Annotated in this window: 19 protein-coding genes and 3 pseudogenes; 12 read left to right on the top strand and 10 right to left on the bottom strand. The window is 59.4% G+C overall.

The window, feature by feature from the left end; all coding sequences use genetic code 11:
* Positions 1–21 precede the first annotated feature (21 nt).
* The 8 genes from BHD06_RS19815 to BHD06_RS19780 all read right to left on the bottom strand — a co-directional run bounded on the left by BHD06_RS19815 (position 22) and on the right by BHD06_RS19780 (position 7,833).
* The gene (locus BHD06_RS19815; protein WP_080458706.1) at positions 22–735 is read right to left on the bottom strand and encodes an ABC transporter ATP-binding protein; all 714 of its coding nucleotides are present in this window, start codon (positions 733–735) and stop codon (positions 22–24) included.
* The gene (locus tag BHD06_RS19810) at positions 728–1,447 is read right to left on the bottom strand and encodes an ABC transporter ATP-binding protein (protein ID WP_080458705.1); all 720 of its coding nucleotides are present in this window, start codon (positions 1,445–1,447) and stop codon (positions 728–730) included. Before BHD06_RS19810 ends, BHD06_RS19815 begins: the two co-directional genes overlap by 8 nt.
* Positions 1,444–2,541: an ABC transporter permease gene (locus BHD06_RS19805; protein ID WP_080458704.1), complete on the bottom strand. Its 1,098-nt coding sequence runs from the start codon at positions 2,539–2,541 to the stop codon at positions 1,444–1,446. The genes BHD06_RS19810 and BHD06_RS19805 overlap by 4 nt, the downstream gene beginning before the upstream one ends.
* Entirely contained in the window at positions 2,538–3,410 is an 873-nt protein-coding gene (locus BHD06_RS19800; RefSeq protein ID WP_080458703.1) for a branched-chain amino acid ABC transporter permease, read from the bottom strand. The genes BHD06_RS19805 and BHD06_RS19800 overlap by 4 nt, the downstream gene beginning before the upstream one ends.
* A 76-nt stretch (positions 3,411–3,486) precedes the next feature.
* A complete protein-coding gene (locus BHD06_RS19795) occupies positions 3,487–4,725 on the bottom strand; it encodes an urea ABC transporter substrate-binding protein (protein WP_080458702.1) in 1,239 nt (412 codons plus the stop codon).
* Positions 4,722–5,384, bottom strand: a complete 663-nt coding sequence (locus BHD06_RS19790) for an ANTAR domain-containing response regulator (protein ID WP_176214417.1) — start codon at positions 5,382–5,384, stop codon at positions 4,722–4,724. Before BHD06_RS19790 ends, BHD06_RS19795 begins: the two co-directional genes overlap by 4 nt.
* Positions 5,381–6,541 carry a transporter substrate-binding domain-containing protein gene (locus BHD06_RS19785; protein ID WP_254892496.1) on the bottom strand — a complete coding sequence of 387 codons (1,161 nt, stop codon included), beginning with the start codon at positions 6,539–6,541 and terminating at the stop codon, positions 5,381–5,383. The genes BHD06_RS19790 and BHD06_RS19785 overlap by 4 nt, the downstream gene beginning before the upstream one ends.
* A 314-nt stretch (positions 6,542–6,855) precedes the next feature.
* Positions 6,856–7,833, bottom strand: a complete 978-nt coding sequence (locus tag BHD06_RS19780; protein WP_080458699.1) for an IS5 family transposase — start codon at positions 7,831–7,833, stop codon at positions 6,856–6,858.
* Between the two features lie 148 nt (positions 7,834–7,981).
* Here BHD06_RS19780 and BHD06_RS19775 point away from each other — a divergent pair, with 148 nt between their 5' ends.
* The 8 genes from BHD06_RS19775 to BHD06_RS19740 all read left to right on the top strand — a co-directional run bounded on the left by BHD06_RS19775 (position 7,982) and on the right by BHD06_RS19740 (position 16,297).
* On the top strand, positions 7,982–9,460 hold the full coding sequence (locus BHD06_RS19775; RefSeq protein ID WP_080458698.1) for a PLP-dependent aminotransferase family protein: 1,479 nt from the start codon (positions 7,982–7,984) through the stop codon (positions 9,458–9,460).
* 145 nt (positions 9,461–9,605) lie between these two features.
* On the top strand, positions 9,606–10,934 hold the full coding sequence (locus BHD06_RS19770; RefSeq protein WP_080458697.1) for an aspartate aminotransferase family protein: 1,329 nt from the start codon (positions 9,606–9,608) through the stop codon (positions 10,932–10,934).
* A 5-nt stretch (positions 10,935–10,939) separates the two neighbouring features.
* A complete protein-coding gene (locus BHD06_RS19765; protein WP_080458696.1) occupies positions 10,940–12,274 on the top strand; it encodes an FAD-binding oxidoreductase in 1,335 nt (444 codons plus the stop codon).
* 1 nt (position 12,275) lies between these two features.
* Positions 12,276–12,950, top strand: a complete 675-nt coding sequence (locus BHD06_RS19760; protein WP_080458695.1) for an amino acid ABC transporter permease — start codon at positions 12,276–12,278, stop codon at positions 12,948–12,950.
* Position 12,951: 1 nt separating this feature from the next.
* Entirely contained in the window at positions 12,952–13,620 is a 669-nt protein-coding gene (locus tag BHD06_RS19755; protein WP_080458694.1) for an amino acid ABC transporter permease, read from the top strand.
* On the top strand, positions 13,617–14,390 hold the full coding sequence (locus BHD06_RS19750) for an amino acid ABC transporter ATP-binding protein (protein WP_080458693.1): 774 nt from the start codon (positions 13,617–13,619) through the stop codon (positions 14,388–14,390). The genes BHD06_RS19755 and BHD06_RS19750 overlap by 4 nt, the downstream gene beginning before the upstream one ends.
* Positions 14,391–14,419: 29 nt before the next feature.
* Positions 14,420–15,271 carry a transporter substrate-binding domain-containing protein gene (locus BHD06_RS19745; RefSeq protein WP_080458692.1) on the top strand — a complete coding sequence of 284 codons (852 nt, stop codon included), beginning with the start codon at positions 14,420–14,422 and terminating at the stop codon, positions 15,269–15,271.
* Between the two features lie 84 nt (positions 15,272–15,355).
* The gene (locus BHD06_RS19740; protein ID WP_080458691.1) at positions 15,356–16,297 is read left to right on the top strand and encodes an aminotransferase class IV; all 942 of its coding nucleotides are present in this window, start codon (positions 15,356–15,358) and stop codon (positions 16,295–16,297) included.
* Between the two features lie 93 nt (positions 16,298–16,390).
* Here BHD06_RS19740 and BHD06_RS19735 read toward each other — a convergent pair.
* Positions 16,391–17,287: pseudogene (locus BHD06_RS19735) on the bottom strand (transposase); the annotation flags it as partial.
* Between the two features lie 376 nt (positions 17,288–17,663).
* Here BHD06_RS19735 and BHD06_RS19725 point away from each other — a divergent pair.
* The 4 genes and pseudogenes from BHD06_RS19725 to BHD06_RS24835 form a co-directional block, all read left to right on the top strand.
* Positions 17,664–17,918 (top strand): type II toxin-antitoxin system HicA family toxin, encoded by a 255-nt coding sequence (locus BHD06_RS19725; RefSeq protein WP_080458689.1) that lies wholly within the window; start codon positions 17,664–17,666, stop codon positions 17,916–17,918.
* Positions 17,915–18,247, top strand: coding sequence for a type II toxin-antitoxin system HicB family antitoxin (locus BHD06_RS19720; protein WP_080458688.1), 333 nt, complete (start codon positions 17,915–17,917; stop codon positions 18,245–18,247). Before BHD06_RS19725 ends, BHD06_RS19720 begins: the two co-directional genes overlap by 4 nt.
* 81 nt (positions 18,248–18,328) lie before the next feature.
* Entirely contained in the window at positions 18,329–18,796 is a 468-nt protein-coding gene (locus tag BHD06_RS19715; protein WP_080458687.1) for a hypothetical protein, read from the top strand.
* A pseudogene (locus tag BHD06_RS24835) lies at positions 18,741–18,917 on the top strand (hypothetical protein); the annotation flags it as partial. The gene BHD06_RS19715 and the pseudogene BHD06_RS24835, both read left to right, overlap by 56 nt.
* A 390-nt stretch (positions 18,918–19,307) precedes the next feature.
* Here the strand turns inward: BHD06_RS24835 and BHD06_RS19705 are convergent.
* Positions 19,308–19,528, bottom strand: a pseudogene (locus tag BHD06_RS19705) (IS5/IS1182 family transposase); the annotation flags it as partial.

The following is a 19,528-nucleotide window of genomic DNA, read 5'->3' as shown; positions in this document are numbered from 1 at the left end:
CAAGTCTTCTGTTAAGGGTACTCAGATAGTCAGATAACGCCGCACCGCATCGCGCGAGATGATCTCGTCCGGGCCGAGGCTTGCCACGATCCGGCCCTTTTCCATGACGTAGCCGCGCTGCGCCATCGACACGATCAGATCGAGGTTCTGTTCGACCAGCAGCACCGCGACCCCGGTACTCGCGTTCAACTCGCGCACATTGCGAGAGATGTCATTGATGATCGACGGCTGGATGCCCTCGGACGGCTCATCCAGCAGCATCATGCTCGGCTGTCCGATCATCGCGCGTGCGATGGCAAGCTGTTGCTGCTGCCCACCCGACAAGGTGCCGGCGCGCTGGTGCGCACGTTCCTTCAGGATCGGAAAGAACCGGTGGATCATGTCGTAATCGGGCGCCGTACGGCCCTGACCCGCCACTTCTCCGACCATCAGGTTCTCGCGCACTGTCAGTTCGGGAAAAACCTCGCGCCCTTGCGGGATATATCCGATGCCGCGCAGGGCGCGCTTGTTGGCCGGCTCGCGCGAGACGTCCGCGCCTGCAAGCCGGATCGTGCCCGCGCTGGACGACAGAAGCCCGGTTAGCGTACGCATCAGCGTGCTCTTGCCCACGCCGTTGCGGCCGATGACGGCCACGATTTCGCCCGCGTCCAGGCTCAGGTCGACGCCCTGCAGGACCTGCTCGCCGCCATAGCCGCCGCACAGGCCCTCTACGCTCAGAAGCGTTGTGTCAGTCATCTGCGGCCCCCAGATAAATTTCCTGAACCCCAGGATGGGCGGTAATCTCATCGATGTCGCCCTCAGCGAAAATGGCGCCCATGTGCAGCACGGTGACACTGCGGGCGATCTGCTGCACGAAGGCCATGTCGTGTTCCACCGCCAGAATCGTTATGCCGCGCGCATTGAGCTCATGCAGCATCTCGCCGGTCTTGCGGGTTTCATCGGGCGACATGCCGGCCGTAGGCTCGTCCAGTAGCAGCAGCTTTGGCTCCACCCCGACAGCCATGCCGATCTCCAGCCATTGCTGCTGACCATGAGATAACACTCCCGCGGGCGTATGGATCTCGCCGGTCAGGTTTGTGAACTCCAGCACCCGGCGCACGGTCTCACCAAGGCTTGCCCCGTGCAGGTGGTACTGGAACGCGATCTCCAGGTTCTGGCGGACGCTCAGCGCCTTGAATATCCCCGGCACTTGGAACTTGACGCTGATCCCCTTGCGGATGCGCTGGAACGATCGCAACGCTGTGATGTCATCACCCGCAAAGCCGATCGTCCCGCTATCGGGTGCATGTTCACCCAGCAAGAGGCGAAAGAACGACGACTTGCCAGCCCCGTTCGGCCCTATCAGGCAATGCATCGCGCCCGCCTCCAACACGAAATCGATATCGCGAGCGACAGTCACGCCGCCGAAACTCTTGTTCAGCTTGGCCACTTCAAGAATGCGGGTCATCGACGCACCCTCTTGAAAAGACGGCCCATCCGGTTGATCGCCGTGAACACAAGGCCGTCCGGCGTGACCAGAACGGTGAAAACCAGCAACGCGCCCATCACAACAAGTGCATACTGGCTGCCATAGATCGTCAGCGACTGGAAACCCGCGATCACCAGCAGGCAGCCCAGCAGAGTCGCGGTAATATCGCGCCGCCCCCCGACAGCTACCCACACGATGGGCAGCGCTGCGGCTGTCAGGCCCATGCTGGAGGGTGTGATGTATTGCCCCCAGGCTGTGTAAAGCGCACCCGAGAGCCCGGCCAGTGCCCCGCCCAGTCCGAAGGCCAGCATCTGGTAAAGCCGGATGTCGTAGCCCAGCATCTCGGCCCGCTCAGGATTTTCGCGGATCGCCACCAGCACGTTGCCAAAGGGGGCGTTCAGCAGCACCCGCAGGCCCAGATAACAAAGCACCACCATGCCCAACAATACATAGTAAAGCGCCGTGCCGGAGTAGAGCATGATGTCCCCGCCGGGCCACGGCACCGTCAGCGGCGGCATTCCCGACATGCCGTTGAATCCGTTCAGCCGGGCGTCCCCGATGCGCCATTGTGGCCCGGCAGTCTGCGCCATGAATGTCTCAAGCACCAAGGTGACTGACAGCGTTACGATACCAACGAACACGCCCTTGATCCGACCGTAAAACATGAAATAGCCAATGAGCAGCGCAAAAACACCACCAAGCGCGACGGCCAGCAGCAGCGCAAGCCAGGTCGCGCCAAACGCCGACCCAATATTGATCGTGATCACGCCATACGCATAACCGGCCAATCCGAAGAATGCAGTCTGCCCGAAACTCAGAGCACCACAATACCCCCAGACGACACCAAGGCCCATGGCCATGAAGGTCCAAACGAAGAAATATGCCGCGTTACCTACAACGTAGTCATTTGCGAAGGCCGGGTAGGATACGGCAGCCAGCACGGCCAGTACCACCACAGCCCAGAAGACTGGGCCGCGCCCCATGGTCTGCGGCCCTTCCAGCCGCGACAGCCACAGTTTCAGTCCGCGCCGGGCGGGTGCTTTGGACGCATCAGGAAGCTCGATAGGATTCATCGCTGCCACCTTTTGATGAAGGCCGAAAGGCCGCCGGGCATGACCCGGATCACCACGATCACGGCGACCAGCAACCCGATCTGCCCGAAGAGCTGCCCGTACCATGCCGTCAGCGCGGCCTTGATAACCGCCAGAATTGCCGCTGCCGGTGCAGCGCCAACGAAGATATCGGCACCGCCAACGACCACGGTCACGAAACTTTCAACGATAAAGGTCGCGCCCATCGTCGGCACCATGGTCATCGTGGGGGCGTACAGCCCACCCGCCAGCCCTGCGAGTCCCGCGCCAAGCCCAAAGGTCAGTCCATAGACGCGCCGTGTATCAACGCCGAGCGCCCGCGCCATCTCCGGGCGCTGGATCGTTGCACGGGCGATAACCCCGAACCGGGTCCGGTAGAACAGCAGGTACAGCCCGCCCAGCAGCCCGACGGCAGAGGCGAACAGTGCCAGCCGGTAGATCGAATAGGACCGCTCGCCCACCTCCATGCTGCCCAATGGCGTGCCTGTTCCTGACATTGTCGGCCCCAGCAGGATCAGCACCGCCTGCGTGGCGATCAGGCTGATACCCCACGTGGCGATAATGGAGTCCAGTGGGCGGTGATAGAGGTGGCGGATGATCGTGCGCTCCAGCACCATCCCAACCAGTGCCGCCGTCAGCGTTCCACAGAGGATCGCCAATGGCAGCGGCAAACCAGCCCGCGCGGTTGAGGCCGTCACATAGGCTCCACACATGATGAATTCACCATGTGCAAGGTTGATTATCCCCATCATCCCGAAGATCACCGCAAGCCCGGCGCAGGAGATGACAAGGAAGGCGAAGGCATTGCCGAATTGGTAGAAGATGGAAAAACTCGCCGGGAAGAACTCCACGAAACGCGCTCCCTGTTGTCGTAAAGTATGGGGCCCGGCGGGGTTCTTGCCCCGCCGGGATGCGTGCGTCAGTGTTTCACTGCGCCGGCGGCGGGTTTGACGGCGTGTACTGCGCACTCGGGTCGTTCTGCGTCAGATCACAGCCCGCATCGCCCAGCCAGTAAGGTTCGATGTTTTCCCAAACTTCCGGGAAACTGATCGAATGATCTTCCTCGACCTTGGCTAGGTAGATCGTATGCGACATGTGCTGACTTTGCGGATCGAGGCACACGTTACCGGACGGCCCGTCAAAGCACACATCACCTTCGCCCAGCACGGCGCGGATCTCGTCATGGTCGGTGCTTCCCGCGCGTTCCACCATCTGCTTGTAGAGGTTGATCCCAATATAGGAATTTGCAGCTTCCTGGTTGATGTAAGGCTCGTCCGGGAACATCGCTCGGAAGCGCTCGACGAAATCGTTGGACGCAGGCGTGTCGATCTCCTCAATGTAGTTCGTGGTCACGTGCATCTGCGCAAGGCTCGGCGGCGTGAAGCGCTTGTGCTCATACCCCTGCCCGACATTGACCGATGACGCCATCGGCAGGTCCACATTCGACGAGTTGGCCTGTTCATAATAGGAGGCCTGCGCCGCACCCACGAGGAGCGTGACGACGAAATCGGCGTCGCTTTCCTGGATGTTCTGGATTGTCTGTGAGAACTGCGACACGCCCAGCGGAATGAACTCCTCGCCGACCATGTTGCCGCCTTGCTCGTCGACGATCTGGCGGACCCATTCTGCCGAGATCTGGCCGAAGTTGTAATCCGCAGCCAGCGTGTAGACGTTCGGTCCGTATTCTTCCATCATCCATGGGATGAGGGTGGAGAACTGTTGTTCCGGCACCGCGCCAGTGACGATCATGTTGGCATCGCAGACGCCTCCCTCGTACTGATTGTTGTAGAAGGCCAGGCCGTCAAACTGGTTGACGATAGGGCGGTACGCCTCGCGTGAGGCAGATGAGAAACCGGCGAAGACCACGTCCACTTGGTCCTGTTGCAGCACGCGACGCATGAACTCCTGATACCGCCGGTTGTCCGACTGGGTGTCGTAGATCACCAGTTCGATCGTTCGTCCATCGATACCACCAGCATCGTTGATCTCCTTCGTGGCCAGTTCGATCGCATGGACTTTGACATTGGTCGCGGCGGCGAAATCGCCCGACTGGTCCTCCAGAACGCCGATCTTGATCGGGCCGTCCTGAGCCAGTGCGGGCAGCGCCGCGATGCAGGTACTTATCAGCATCGCGGTCATGAGATGGCGATTGGGATTTTTTTTCATTGTCTAAGTCTCCTGTTGGTGGATAGTTTCTTTGCAGTGTCGTCGGCTTTGATCCGCGGGCGCCGACCGCCCCCCTGGGCACGCGCGTCGCAGGCCAAGTATTCACGCGCCAATTCTTCAATGGGCATGCGCCGGTTCATCGCTTCGACACGCAACCTTTCATAGGCCGCGTCCTGGTCGATGCCGTCGGCCATCATCAGCTTCAGAATTGCAGCCGTGACCTCACGCCGCCCGGCCAGGCGCTGACGCAAAACGGCCATTTCTCTCGCGATCTTCTGGCGTTTCTCGTGCTCGTTCACCGCGAGTAACAGCGCAGTGAATACCCCTGAGCTCCGAACCGGTTTCAGAATATGGCTTATGCAGCCTTGTCGTACCACGCGCGCAAGTTGGCTTGGTGTTTCGGTTCCGATAAGAGCTATGCAAGGCACGTCAGGCAGCGCATTGGGCTCGGACAGAACCTCGAGATTGACATCCGCGTCCAGCAGAACCACGTCACATTTCTCAAGCGCCGTCTGCACGCCAGCGTCATGAGGGTCATGTAGCTGCACGTCCAAGCCAAGCTTTCCAAGCACAGAAGCGAGCGCAAGGCGGTTGCTATCGTTCCCAAGTACGACCAGCGCACGCATGCCGCGGAAATTTGTCTTGACAGCGGCCTTCACGAGACGCTCCGCAGGTGATCGGGGCCAAGACGGCCATCTTTCTGCTTTGCGCTCGCCCATACCAGATAGGGATCAGGCCGCACCGGGCTACTTTCTTCGCAGAGGATTTCAAACGTCCCATCCGCAGTGGATCTGCCTATGCGGGGGCGCATGCTGCAATGCAGATTGTCAGGATCGACCGTCACAAGCCCCTGCGGCGCAGCAAAACGCAGACCGCGCGCGGCTTCGCGTACTTCGGACAGGCCAGTTGATCCCGCTTTTTCCACCGCCATGGCCAGAAGGTGCACCGCGATATACGCCGCCTCGCCGTCAGCGCAAGCGCGTCCCAGATGACTGTATCGGCCATCCCACTGCGCCGTAAATCTAGCGTTTTCAGGCGAATCGACGGTCGAGAAATAGACCGAGGACGACAGGTGCCCCGCCGCAGCATCGCCGATCAGCGGCAACTCCGCCTCGGAAAGGCTACAGCTTGCAACCGGCAGGCGACGGGGCTGGTCAAAACCCGACGCCACAGCCTCTGCCCGCAGCAGCCGGAGGAATTCATAGCAAGACTCGCCGATGAGTGTGTTGAACACAAAATCAGGACGATCCTGCACAATCTGCTCAACGAGTGCGCTGAAATCAGTTTCTCCGACCGGAAAATACCGCTCGCCCAAGATGGTTCCGCCCACCTCCGTCAGCGACTCCCGCAGGATGCGGTTGTTCTCCCAAGCCCAAACGTAATTCGACCCGACAAACCAGCCGCGATTGCCGTGATTGTCCAGCAGATGCCGCGCCAGCGGTACGACATGTTGGTTCGGTGCCGCGCCGGTGTAGATCACATTGTCGCTGGTCTCGAACCCTTCGTAATGTGATGGATACCAAAGCAGTGCGTCGTACTTCTCGAAAAGCGGAAGTACCTCCTTGCGGCTTGACGAGGTATAGCAACCCAGCACTTGGGTGAGCCCCGAACCTGTCAGGAGATCCTTAGCCGCATCTGCATAAGAGGCAGGCACACCGCCAGGATCCATGACAACCGGTCGCAAGCTGACCTTGGCTCGTGAATCGGCATTGACCTCTGCAATTGCCAGCTCAGCACCGGCACAGATAGCTTGGCCAATCTCGCCGTAAGACCCCGACGTAGATACCACAATACCGATTTCGAGCGTTGCTTTCATCATTGATCTCCAACAAAAAAAGCCCTAGGAGACTCCTATGTCACCTAAGGGCTCTGTTGCCATGCACTTGAAGCGCTGATGTCTGCGATTACTGGTAGAAGCCGCGCTGTTGAGGCTTTTAATACAGCACCACCAGAAAGGTGGTGTTGTCAACCATAAAGCTTCGCATCGGAGCGCCGGTCAATAGTTGACACAGGCGTTGTTGCAGGGATCGTCTCCGAGCTGATATCGGTTGCGATCTGTTCTCTTGAGGGTGCTGGGCCGTGTTGCACGGATCGACTCCAACTCGGAACGCGCCCTACCCGAGACGGATTTCAGGCGGTGCGTTCGAAATTGGGTCGGCCAAGTTCGGTCATGCGGTTAAGAATACGGACGCCAATCCTGGCCTCGGTTTTCTGATTTTCGAACGACCGCGCCTTTAGCTTGGGCCCGATGACGGTTTTCCAACGGCCCATCAGGGTTTCACCCCGGCTGCGCTGATTGTAGCCCGATGCCTTCTGCCAAGCCATCCGACCGTGCGTTCGTATATCGGCGATATGGCGATCACGAATGCCCGGGTTCCGGGCAGTGTCGGGGCTCAGGATCGCGTTCTTGGGCGGTGGGATCGTGACTTTGATCATTGACCCGAAGCGTGCGGTAAGAACGACGTATGTTCGCTCTCCATCGTAAGCGCCGTCCGCCAGAAACAGGTCAAGCGGGCCATCGACCTGATCCAGCAAGCCCGGCAGGGCGGTCGGATCACCGACATCATCTCTGGTGAGATCCGAGCAGACGATCTGACCGCTGACAAGGTCAAGACCGAGGTGCAGCTTGCGCCAAGAGCGCCGGTTACGCTTGGTTTGATGCTTTTCCTCCAGCCATTCGCCTTCGCCGAAGATCTTCAGGCCCGTGCTATCAACGACCAGCTTTAGCGGCTTGGGGCTCTTGGAGGCGGTTCTGGCGGACAAGCTCAACCCATTGCCTCTGCGCGATAGAGTGGAAAAGTCCGGCACCGCGATATCCATCCCCAGCAGCCCGGCGATGGAGCGCATCAAGCCTTGGGTCTGGCGCAGTGGCTGCTTGAACACCATGCCAAAGGTCAGGCAAAGCTCAATCGCCAAATCCGAATAGACAGGCTGACCGCCAGGCGTCGTTCGCGGTGGTGCCGACCACAAGGCAAGCGCCTCTTCGCTGATCCAGACAGTCAGATCACCACGTCGCCGCAGGCCTTCGTTATACTCAGTCCAGTTGTTCACCCGATGCTTTTGCTTCGGGATTTTGTCACGACGATCAGCATTGAACTTGTGCGGCATCTACAGCACCCTCAAGAGAACAGATCGCAACCGATATCAGCTCGGAGACGATCCCTGCAACAACGCCGTTCCGATGCGATAGAAGCGCCGCCTTGGCAACTCAATCTAAGCTGGATAACCTTCCTTGAGGCCCACATCGGATGCCACGATGCTCAAAGCGCACTTCCTGACACTGCCCGAAGACTCGACATTGTGTCTTCGCGATCAAGTTTGTGAACTCGTCAGCTCCGCGATCGCTCGGGATTTGTTCCCCAGGGGCGCGCCCCTGCCCTCGTGCCGGGATTTGTCGGCGCATTTGGGCGTGTCGCGCAATACCGTTCACGATGCCTATTGCCGGTTGATCGATATCGGTTTGGTGACGTCGAAGGATCGCAGCGGCTATTTTGTCGACGAAGCGGTTGCAGACCGCGAACGCGCCGCAATCGCGAGCAAAGATGAAAAAACATCCGGGCCTTCGCCATTGGAGAAAATGATGTCGCATGTCCAGCGCCCGTCGCAGATGGCGAAGGTGGATCACCCAAAGGATTTGAGCAGCTATCCGTATCCGTTCGTCTACAATCAGATCGATCCGAAATGGTTTCCGATCCAGGAATGGCGCGAAAGCATGCGGGCAGCGATGGCCGCCTCGGCGCTCGCCAGCTGGAGCCGCGACGCGGGCGAGGCAGACAGCCCCAATCTCATCAAGCAGTTGCAGCAACGCCTTTTGGGGTATCGTGGAATCAGCGCCGAGCCGGATGAAATTCTGGTCACGTCAGGCGCTCAGAATGCCATCTCGTTGCTGGCGATGCTGAACGCCTATGTGGGAAGAAGCGTCGCCATCGAAGACCCGTGCTACCCTGAGGCGCGAAACGCGTTCGAAGTTGCCGGAAACAGGTTGTGCGCCGTTCCGGTGGATCAGTGCGGATTGATCGTCGATCGGATCCCAGCCGGAGTGGGTTTGGTCTACACGACCCCCAGTCACCAGTTCCCGACCACGGTCACAATGCCGCGGCAGCGGCGGCTTGCGCTTTGCGCCCGTGCGGCCCGAGATGACTTCCTGATCTGCGAGGACGACTACGAAGCGGAGCTGAACTTTGTCAAAACCCGTGAGAGGCCCATTCGATCACTGGACCCGTCGGGCCGCACGATCTATGTGGGGAGCCTGTCCAAAAGCGTCGCTCCGGGACTGCGTATCGGGTATATGGTGGCCCATCCCGACATCGTGCGAGAGGCCAAGGCAATCCGGCGTTCGAACATGCGCCATCCGCCAATATTGCTACAGGATTCGATGGCGCATTTCATTGCAAGCGGCGCGCTTGACGCGCATCTGCGCCGGATGGAGCGGCGGTACAAATCGCGCTGGGAAATCATGCTGTCTGCGCTGACGGAATACATGCCGGACTTCGATCTGCAGGTATCTCGGGGTGGCACCTGTGTCTGGCTGACGGGTCCGGCCGATCTCGACACGACGGATCTGGCGCGGCGACTGAAACACCGTGGGGTTCTGGTCGACGAAGGTTCGGTTTTTTATCGCGACCCGTCCGAGGGAAGCCGCAAACTTCGTCTCGGTTTCGCGGCTTTATCGCGCGCGGCGATCCTCGACGGGATTAAAATTATTGCGCAGGAAGTCCGCCAGGCGACCGAGTGAAAAACATTTGCAACTGTCCTGCCTATTGCCGCGAACTGTCCATGCACAGGGTCTCGTGAATGTGTGATGCTCTGTCTAATCAACCGGCAACCGGTACCATGACGGCAGGTCACAGACCTATGTTACCCAATGAGGATTGCGAAAAATGAGCGACATGACACCTGATGTGGATTGGTCAACGAAATCCATAATCGAAAAGCGTGACAGGTACTATGCCGCGTCTCAGCGCGCATTCGTGCCCTATCAAAAGCCACTCATCCTGAAAAACGGAAAGATGCAGTATTGCTGGGACGAGCTTGGCAACAAGATGACCGATCTTCTGGGCATGAACCTGTGTATCAGTGTGGGTCACGCGCATCCGGCAGTTGTCGAGGCCGTCACCGACCAGGTGAAGGAGCTTACCCACTGCACCACGATGTTTCACCATCCTGTACCCGCCCATCTGGCCGAAGAGCTGGCGGCGACCATGCCTGCCGGTCATGAATGGGTCGTTCACTTCACGAACTCGGGTGCCGAAGCGATCGATCTTGCAATGATGATGGCGCGGGCCTCGACCGGGAACCATGACATCGTCGCGCTGCGCAATTCCTACCACGGTGCCACGTATGGTGCCCAAGCCGTCACGGGTGTGCACGGGTTTCGCCACAACGTGGCGCAGCTGTCGAACATCTCGTTCGCGGCAGAGCCGAACCAGTATCGTGGCATCTTCGGACCGGGGACAGATCCCTATCTGGACGAAATCGATCGCACGATCGCATATTCCACATGCGGCGAGTTGGCGGCGATGCTGATCGAGCCTGTTCAGGGTTACGGAGGGATCATTCCGATGCCACCCGGCTACATGAAGGGTGCCGCCGAGAAAATCCGCGCGGCGGGTGGTCTGATGATTATCGACGAAGTTCAGTCCGGCTTTGGCAAAACCGGAGACGCGATGTGGTGCTTCGATCATCACGGCGTCGTGCCGGATATGATGGTCATCGCAAAGGGCTTGGGCAATGGCATCCCGATCGGGGCTGTCGTCGCCAGGAAAGAGATTGCCGAGTGCATGGCCGGCAAGTTTCTGTTCCACACATACGGTGCCAACCCGGTTGCCTGTGCGGCGGCGCGTGCCGTGCTGCGCGTGATCCGCGAAGACAACCTGATCGACAACGCCAAGACGGTCGGTGCCAAGCTGAGCGAGGGGCTCGCGCAGCTGAAAGATCGCTACTCGATTATCGGCGACGTGCGGGGGCGTGGTTTCATGCAAGCCATCGAACTGGTCAAGGACCGCGACACCAAAGAACCGGCACCGGAACATACAGCCCATGTGTTTGAGCGGACCCGTGAGCATGGCCTGATCCTGTCGAAATCCGGCACCTTCAAAAACGTGTTGCGCATGGTGCCGCCTCTGTGTTTGCAGATGGAGGACGTGCAGCCGGTGCTGGATGCGCTGGATCGCAGCTTTGCCGATCTTGAAAAAGCGCGGCTGGAATAAGTCATATGCCAAGTGAGCCGCGCAATCCCGCAACGGACCAGATACCACCCGTCGTCGTGGTTGGCGGCGGCATGGTCGGGATTGCGACGGCCATCTGGCTGCAACGGGCCGGACGCCGGGTCACGTTGATCGACAAGGCCGACGCGCCCGGAGATCGGGCCAGCTTCGGCAATGCCGGGGTGTTGGCGTCGTCTTCGGTATTGCCGGTCACGATGCCGGGGCTTTTGGGCAAACTGCCCAAAATGCTGCTGAACCCGTCCGATCCGATCTTTGTGCGTTGGCCTTACCTGCCGAAGCTGCTCCCGTGGGCCTTGCGCTATCTGTCGCACGCGAACGAGGCTGACGTTCGCCGCATCGCATCGGCGATGGCCCCCATCGTCGGCAACAGTCTCGACGATCATCTGGCGCTGAGCGAAGGCACTCCAGCGCGCCGCCACATCAAGCCATGTGACTTTGCCGTCCTGTTCAAGGATCGCGCCGCTTTCGAGAAAGATGCTCTGGGGTGGAGCATCCGCAAGGATCTGGGGTTCCGCTGGACCGAGCATGAAGGCGCGGCGCGGGCCGCGTGCGATCCGCTGTTTCCCGATAGCTTCGATTTGCTCGCAACCCTGCACGATCACGGGCAGATCACGGATCCAGGTGCCTATCTGGCCGACCTGCGGGACCACTTCGTCGCCTCGGGCGGCACTTTCCTGCACGCGGAAGTGACTGATATTGCCCATGAGAATGGCCGGGCGACAGGGGTTGTCACGCCGCGCGGGCGGCTGGACGCATCCGCCGTTGCAATCACCGCCGGCGCGTGGTCCCCGCTCGTGACCAAAAAACTCGGCGTGAAAATCCCGGTCGAGGCCGAAAGCGGATACCACCTGGAATTCTGGGAGCCGTCAGTCATGCCGAAAGCCCCCACTTTGGTCCCGAGCGGAAAGTTCATCCTGTCCCCGATGGCGGGACGTCTGCGCGCTGCTGGCGGGGTCGAATTCGGCGGATTGAACAACAAGGGGCGGGGCGCGCCGTTCGAGGCGCTGAAACGCGGCGTTGACCGCGTCCTTCCCGGTCTGCGCTTTGCCAAGGAAACCCGCTGGATGGGCCACCGGCCCGCGCCGACGGATTCGATCCCGATCATCGACCAGCTGCCCGATCTCGATGGTGTCTATCTGGGCTTCGGGCACCAGCATGTTGGATTGACCGGAAGCGCCCGGACGGGCCGGATCCTGGCCGATATGATTGGCGGCAGCATCCCGAACATCGACATCACCCCCTACCGCGTGTCACGATTCATGGGCGAGCGGAATCACACGCGAACGCAATCCGCCCATGCGCGCCAAATGGAAGTCTGCTGATATGGAATGGAATTTTGCACCCGTCCTTGGCGGTATGGACCTGTTGCTTTGGGGATTGTTGAACACCCTCAAAATCACCGGGCTTGCGCTGGCCTTCGGTGTGCCGCTCGGCCTTGGCCTGGCGCTGATGCGACTGTCGACGTTGCGGCCGGTGTCGATGGTCTCCGCATTCATCATCGAGTTTTTTCGCACCACGCCACCGCTGGTCCAGCTTTTCTGGTTCTTCTTTGCCTTCCCGATCCTGTTCAGCATCAACATGACCCCGTTTACGGCGGCCATCGTGACGTTCTCGATCCAATCTTCGGCCTTTTTCGCCGAGATTTTCCGCAGCGGCATCCAGTCGATCGATCACGGTCAGTGGGAGGGGTCCAAGGCCATCGGGATGAACCGCAACCAGAGCCTGCGCCGGGTGATCCTGCCGCAAGCTGTCAAGCGCATGATCCCGGCCTTCATGGAACGCTCGATCGAACTGTTGAAGACGACGACGCTGGTCTCGACCATCGCCTACACGGACTTGATGTATCAAGCCAACGATCTCGCGCAGCGGACCTTCCGCCCGCTCGAGGTCTATTCCGTGGTAGCGCTGATCTATTTCGTCCTCATCTTCGGGTTCAGCCAACTGTCGATCATGGTGGAGCGCAGGCTTGCCAAATCTGGCGAAGGAACGGTGGGTTAAGATGGATCACAACTGGGACTTCGCAACCATCTTTCAAAACTGGCGCGTCTATTGGGTCGGGCTGCAGGGCACCTTGCTGATGTTTGGCGTGACGGTCACGTTTGGCATGTTCGGCGGGCTTATCATCGGCATCCTTCGCTACATCAAGCATCCCGTCGCCGCATGGCCTGCCCGCGTCTTTGTCGAGGTATTCCGCAACACACCCGTGCTGGTGCAGATCATCTGGTTCTACTACGCCTTCCCGGTTCTGACCGGGATCGAAACCTCTCCGTTTCAGGCCGCCGCTCTTGGCATCTCCTTGAACACAATGGCGTTCTCGGCGGAAATTTACCGCGCCGGCATCCAATCCATCGAAAAAGGCCAGTGGGAGGGCGGCAAGGCCATCGGCATGAATTTTGCCCAGACCATGCGCCGGGTCATTCTGCCCGTTGCCCTGAAACGGGTGCTGCCTGCGCTGACCAACCGGGGCATCGAGGTCTTCAAGATGTCCACTCTGGCCTCGGTCGTCGCCTATGTCGAAACGCTCCTTCAGGCCAAGCTGATCGCCGATCTCAACTACAACCCGATTGAATCCTACACCGCCGTCGCCCTGATCTTTTTCGTGGTGCTCTACCCGGTCGTGCAGGGAACATATGCACTGGAACGCGTTTTGAACCGGAGTGACCGATGACCGAACTTATCCGCGTAGAAGGCCTGCACAAGAGCTTTGGAACTCTTGATGTCCTCAAGGGGATCGACCTGCAAGTGAACGCGGGTGAAACCATGGTCCTGCTGGGATCCAGCGGATCGGGCAAGTCAACGCTGCTGCGATGCATCAACTTCATGGAAACACCGACCAGCGGCCGGGTCTATCTGAACGGTGAGGCCGTCGGGACCGCCGCAGGCGGCAAGACCCGCTACAAGGAGGCGGATCTGTGCAAGCTGCGCACCCGCATCGGCATGGTGTTCCAGCATTTCAACCTGTTCCCGCATATGACCGTCCTGCAAAATGTCATGGAGGGACAGCTGACAGTCCTCGGCCGGGACAAGTCCGAAGCGCAGGAGAAATCCATGAGCCAGCTGACCCGCGTGGGTCTGGCCGACAAGGCCGCGGAATATCCATCGCGGCTTTCGGGCGGGCAGAAACAGCGGGTCGCGATCGCGCGCGCGCTGGCGATGGACCCGGACGTGATGCTTTTCGATGAAGTCACGTCGGCGCTCGATCCCGAACTGGTGGGAGAGGTTTTGAAAACCATGCGCCAACTGGCCGAAGAAGGCATGACGATGATCTGCGTCACACACGAGCTGGGCTTCGCCTATCACGTGGCCAACCGGGTATTGTTCCTGGACCAAGGGGCAATTCACGAAGAAGGGGAGCCGCAGACGCTGCTGCGCAATCCTCAAACACAGCGGATGAAGGAATTCTTGGAAGGCCATGCGCTGTTCAAACTTCCCGAATAACCAAAAACACCAACAGGAAAGGTAGAAAAATGAAACATTTGCTCAAACATGCGGCGACATGGATGGCGGGGATAGCCGCCGCCGCCGCGCTATCGACCGCGCCCGTCGCGGCGCAGGACCAGTCGACCTGGGATCAGATCCAGGAAACCGGCAAATTGCGTATGGGTGCGTTGCAGGCTCCGCCTTGGTGGAGCAAGAACCCCGCAACCGGAACATGGGACAGCGGTCTTGCCGTAACCCTCGGAGAAAAGATGGCCGAAACGCTTGGCGCGGAGCTTGAATTCGTTGAGGTGACCTGGGGTACGGCAGTGGCGGCGCTTCAATCCAACAAGATCGATTTCATGCCCATACTCGATCCCAAGCCCGAACGCGCGATGTCGATCGATTTCCCAAGCAATCCGTTGCTCTATATCTCGCTGGCGGTGCTGGCGAATGAAGATCTGGCCGCAGACACCTGGGAGGATCTCAACAAGGAAGGTGTGACACTCGCCGTGCCGCAAGGGTCCAGCATGGACAGCTTCGTCACCGAAGCCCTGCCCCTGGCGGATATCCAGCGTTTCCCCGACAATGGCGCATCCATCGCGGCATTCCAGTCCGGCCGTGTCGATGCCGTATCCCTGTTTCATCCGCCGCTGCTGGCCGCACGCAAGAAGCTGGGCCGTGGTCAGCTGGTGATCCCGACACCTGCCTTCTCGTCGCCCACGTCGGTTGGCGTGCGCAAAGAGGCGGACAAGACGTTTCGCGACTGGGTCGATACGTCGATCTTCTTCTGGTACGAAACGGGTGAGACGCAGAAATGGTATGCTGATTTCCTGACGGAGTTTGGTCTGGATCCCAAAGCCTCACCCGCCATCCAGCGCGAGCTTCTTTTCAGCAAGTGACGGCGACTTGAACAGCAGACATGCCGGGTGTGCGAACCGCCCGGCATGTCCGACTTCATCCCAACACGATACACCGGAAAGACCATGACCCAAGCCAAAGCCGATCAGCCGATCACGACCCATGATGCCGACGAAGACGCCCGCAACCGCGACATCAAGATCTATGTGAACGGCGAAATCGTCCACCGCGACGAGGCCAAGGTTTCCGTCTATGACAGCGGTTTCATGCTGGGCGACGGGATGTGGGAGGGCATGCGCCTCTACGATGGCAAATGGGCGTTCTTCGACGAGCACATGGATCGGTTCTTCAACTCCTGCAAGGCCGTGTCGCTGGATGTCGGCACCGATGCGGCAGGCATCCTCGATGCGTTGACCCGCACGGCCGAAGCGAACGGGATGACATCGGATGTCCATTGCCGCCTGATGGTGACGCGCGGCGTGAAGGTAAAGCCGTTCCAGCATCCCTCGCTCAGCCGAACCGGGCCCACGCTGGTCATCATCATGGAGCATTCAAAGCCCGTTGAGGGCCTGCGCAAAAAAGGTATCCGGCTGGCCACCGTCCCGCAGGTACGCGGGCTGCCGATGAGCCAAGACGCGAAATACAACAGCCATTCAAAACTCAACTGCGTAATTGCCTGTCTGCAGGCCGAGCAGGCCGGCGCGGACGAAGGCCTGATGCTGGATCCGCACGGTTTCGTAAATACCACCAACGCCTGCAACTTCTTCATCGTGCGGCGGGGCGAGGTTTGGACCTCGACGGGGGATTACTGCATGAACGGGGTGACGCGGCAGAAGGTGATCGACCTTTGCCGCGCCAATGACATTCCGGTGTTCGAGAAAAACTATTCGCTTTACGAGGCTTATGGTGCAGATGAGGCCTTTCTGACCGGCACATTCGGTGCGCAAACCCCCGTCGCCGAGATTGACGGCAAATCCATCGGCACCAGCCAGCGTTCGGTCACAATGAAAATACAAATCCTCTATAAACAGTTGATTCAAGATAACATCGCAAGCCAACGATACTGATAGTGTTTTGGCGATGCCACCGGAACTAGCGACCGAACATCAAACGCTGAGAGCACAGAGCTTACGCGATATCACCCAAAAAAGGGCTCTGCCTCAATTTGTGTGGCGGAACGGTAACATTCTCACCCGCAACAATTCTGGACCGGCTCGGCCGTACATGGCGCGTTTGAGGGTCTTCAGGCGATTGATCTGACCTTCTGCTTGGCCGTTGCTCCAAGGCGTCTCGATGGCGTTTTTGACCGCATCGAAGTCTCGGTTCAAGGTGCGGGCGAAGCGCACGAGTGGCGCCAGGTCGGTTTCGATCGCGTTGTCGATCCATGCTGGAAGCGGGTCTGCTTCGCGGCCGCGCAGGATACCGTTGAACCGCATGGCGAGGCTGCGCATCGTTACGAAGGCGGGAGAGCCGGTCTTGAGAGCGTCGACTTTACGCGCCTGATCCGGGGTGAGCTTGCCGCGCGGTTTGATGCACAGCGCGGCCGCGATGACTGGGGAAATCGCGTGCCCCGTTTCCGGGTCCCGGACTGGTTTAAGGATTTCGTGCGCTACCTTGGGGTCGCTCGCTTGCTTTTCGGCTCTGCGCCAGCCCGCCAGCAGCCGCTGCAAATGCGTTTGACTCCCCTCGTAACCACGCTCTCGGATCAGACGGAACAGGGCGCTTCCAGTTCGAATGCCGTCTTTCCAGCTTTTGCTCAGGAACGGTTCAAAGTACCACGGCGAAGTTGGTTTCAAAGCTGCCCGCCTGCGGTCCGGTGGTGTCTCGAATTGCAGCCATTTCGCGATGCTGCGACGCGGGAACCCTGTTCGCCGCCCGATCTCGCTGCAGGAAAGCCCCTGATTTCGGAGCGCATGGATGGTGGTGAAAATCTCTTCCCGAGACGTCCTGTGCGCAAGGCGTGACTTCAGAAGGCTGCCGGCTGCGGTGATGTTGTCGGCGTCGGACAGCAGCGCCCTGCCGGTCGCACGGCCGTGAAGGTTCATTTGCTCCCTCAAAACAAGAAAACGCCCGGCCTTCAGCCCAGGGGCGAACACTCCGGTTGCGCATCAAGGTCATGCACGCAACAAACCGCACGACCCCAGGCAAAAATCCGACCGTGGTGAATTATGGCGGCTAGGGGGTTCCTTGATCGCACCCCTCGCAAGAAGCCTGGCCGCAAACCCAGTCCTCGCACCCACCAGCTGCACCCGAAGGTTTTTCCCAAAGAAGGGGAGGCTATTGAGGCCGAAGCGGAAAAACTTGGAATCACCCAGGGCCAACTGATCGAACAGATGTGGGAACTCTACAGCTCTCGATGATGGATGACATCCTGCCCCTACTCTGAGAATAAAGTGTGCTTGCATTTTTCGCTAGCACTTGCTATATGACCTGATGAACAGCAAACACCGCCAGACCCTAGCCGTTGTCTTCACAGACCCGGTGTCCGGCACTGTCGAATGGTCGGCAATCGAGCGTTTACTTGTCGCTGCTGGCGCACAGGTGATCGAAGGACGCGGCTCGCGGGTGCGGTTCGAAAAGGATGGCGAGGTCGAGACATTTCATCGTCCACACCCCGCCAAGGAAGCCAAACGGTACCAAGTTCGCGCCGCCCGCGCGTTCTTGGAACGGATCGGAGTTACACCATGACCAATTCCATGACCTATAAAGGCTATACGGCCCGCATCGAATATGACGACGATGATGGAATCTTTACCGGACGCCTCGCCGGTATCCGCGATGGTGTCGGCTTTCACGCGGACACGGTTGAAGCTTTGCGGGATGCCTTTCACGAAGCGGTCGAAGATTACATCGAAACCTGCGCAAAGGTCGGCAAGGAGCCGCAGAAGGCCTTTTCCGGCCAGGTTATGTTCCGTGTCGATCCCGAAGTGCATCGCAAGGCCGCGCTCGCAGCCGAGCTTTCCGGCAAGAGCCTGAACCAGTGGGCCGAAGAGGTTCTGGATCGCGCAGCAGGGTAGGGGGCCTTGGTGGATATGACCGATGCCGACTGAGTTTTGGACGCAAGGACAGGTGAGCTTGAAAATGTCGATCAAGCGGTCATGGCCGAAGTCTTTGGTGTCGCCCAGGCGGTCGGTGATCTGCGCAAAGCACTCGATGCCCTTGATGGCCAGCTCGATGCACGACAGTTCGAAAAGGCTGCTGCGTTGGGGTATCAGGATATCGCATCCGCCTCCATCTTCCTCCAGCGGACCTTGGGTGGGTTGCAGAGCGCAGAGCTTAACCGCCACGCCTTCATTTCAAGTATCGCGGAAGAACTGCACTGCGCACACGAGGATGCAGAGCCCTTTGTTGCAGCGCGTCTCCTATGCCTGAAACCCAGGCCAGAATTGACCCAAGAAGAGCTTGCGACATCAAAGGCGCACCTTCGACGCCGAATAGAGGAAATAGGGGCTCTGCCTCAATTTGTGTGGCGGAACTATCCTGAAACTGAAAAATTCAGGAGGGATAGTTGTGAGTTCGAAGAAGCACTGGTCGCCCGGGAGCGATGTTGCCGTTCAAAGCGTTGAGCGAAGTGAATCCGGCGGGTGGATTGTATCTGGCGTTTTGGCACCCAACGGCATTTGCCCAGACTGTGGATTGCATTCACGCCGACGTCACGGCTGGCGGCGTCGGCGGCTGCAGGATTATCCCGCGCATGGAGACCAGGTAACGGTTGGTCTCGCGATTTGCCGTTGGCGATGTCAGGCACCCGCTTGCCCACGCCGGACTTTCTCAGACCAAATCGCCTCGATTGCGCGTTCATTTGCACGTCGTACTTCGCCTGTCGGGGAGATTGTCAGCCATCTTGGGCATGCGACCGGCGGACGGCCTGCCGAGCGGTTGTTGCATCGTGTGGGCCTTGGGGTCAGCGATGACACGGTGCTCAGGCAGCTGAAGAAGTGTGCTCAAGGCACCGCCGAGGCGCCGACGGTCATCGGGATCGACGACTGGAGCTGGCGGAAGTCGCAAACCTACGGCACGAGGCCATGTTGCACGTATCCGGTGAAGGTCGGAGCGCGCCCTTACCCAAGAATTGCCTCACACGACCGCCTCGAATTCGGGGCGGCCCAGTCCGGTCATTTTGTTGAGAACATTGACGGCGATCCTGACTTCCGTCTTCTGATTTTCGAAGCACCGTGCCTGCAGTTTTGGCCCGATCATACCTTTCCAGCGCCCCATCTGCGCTTCCACCCGGCTGCGCTGATTGTAGCCACTGCTGACTTGCCAGGCCAACCGACCCCGGGCGTGGATTTCAGCGA

This window comes from Roseovarius sp. A-2 (assembly GCF_002072155.1).
GTDB lineage: Bacteria > Pseudomonadota > Alphaproteobacteria > Rhodobacterales > Rhodobacteraceae > Roseovarius.
The sequence above is the reverse complement of the archived record's forward strand: the minus strand, read 5'-3'. Positions and strand labels throughout refer to the sequence as shown.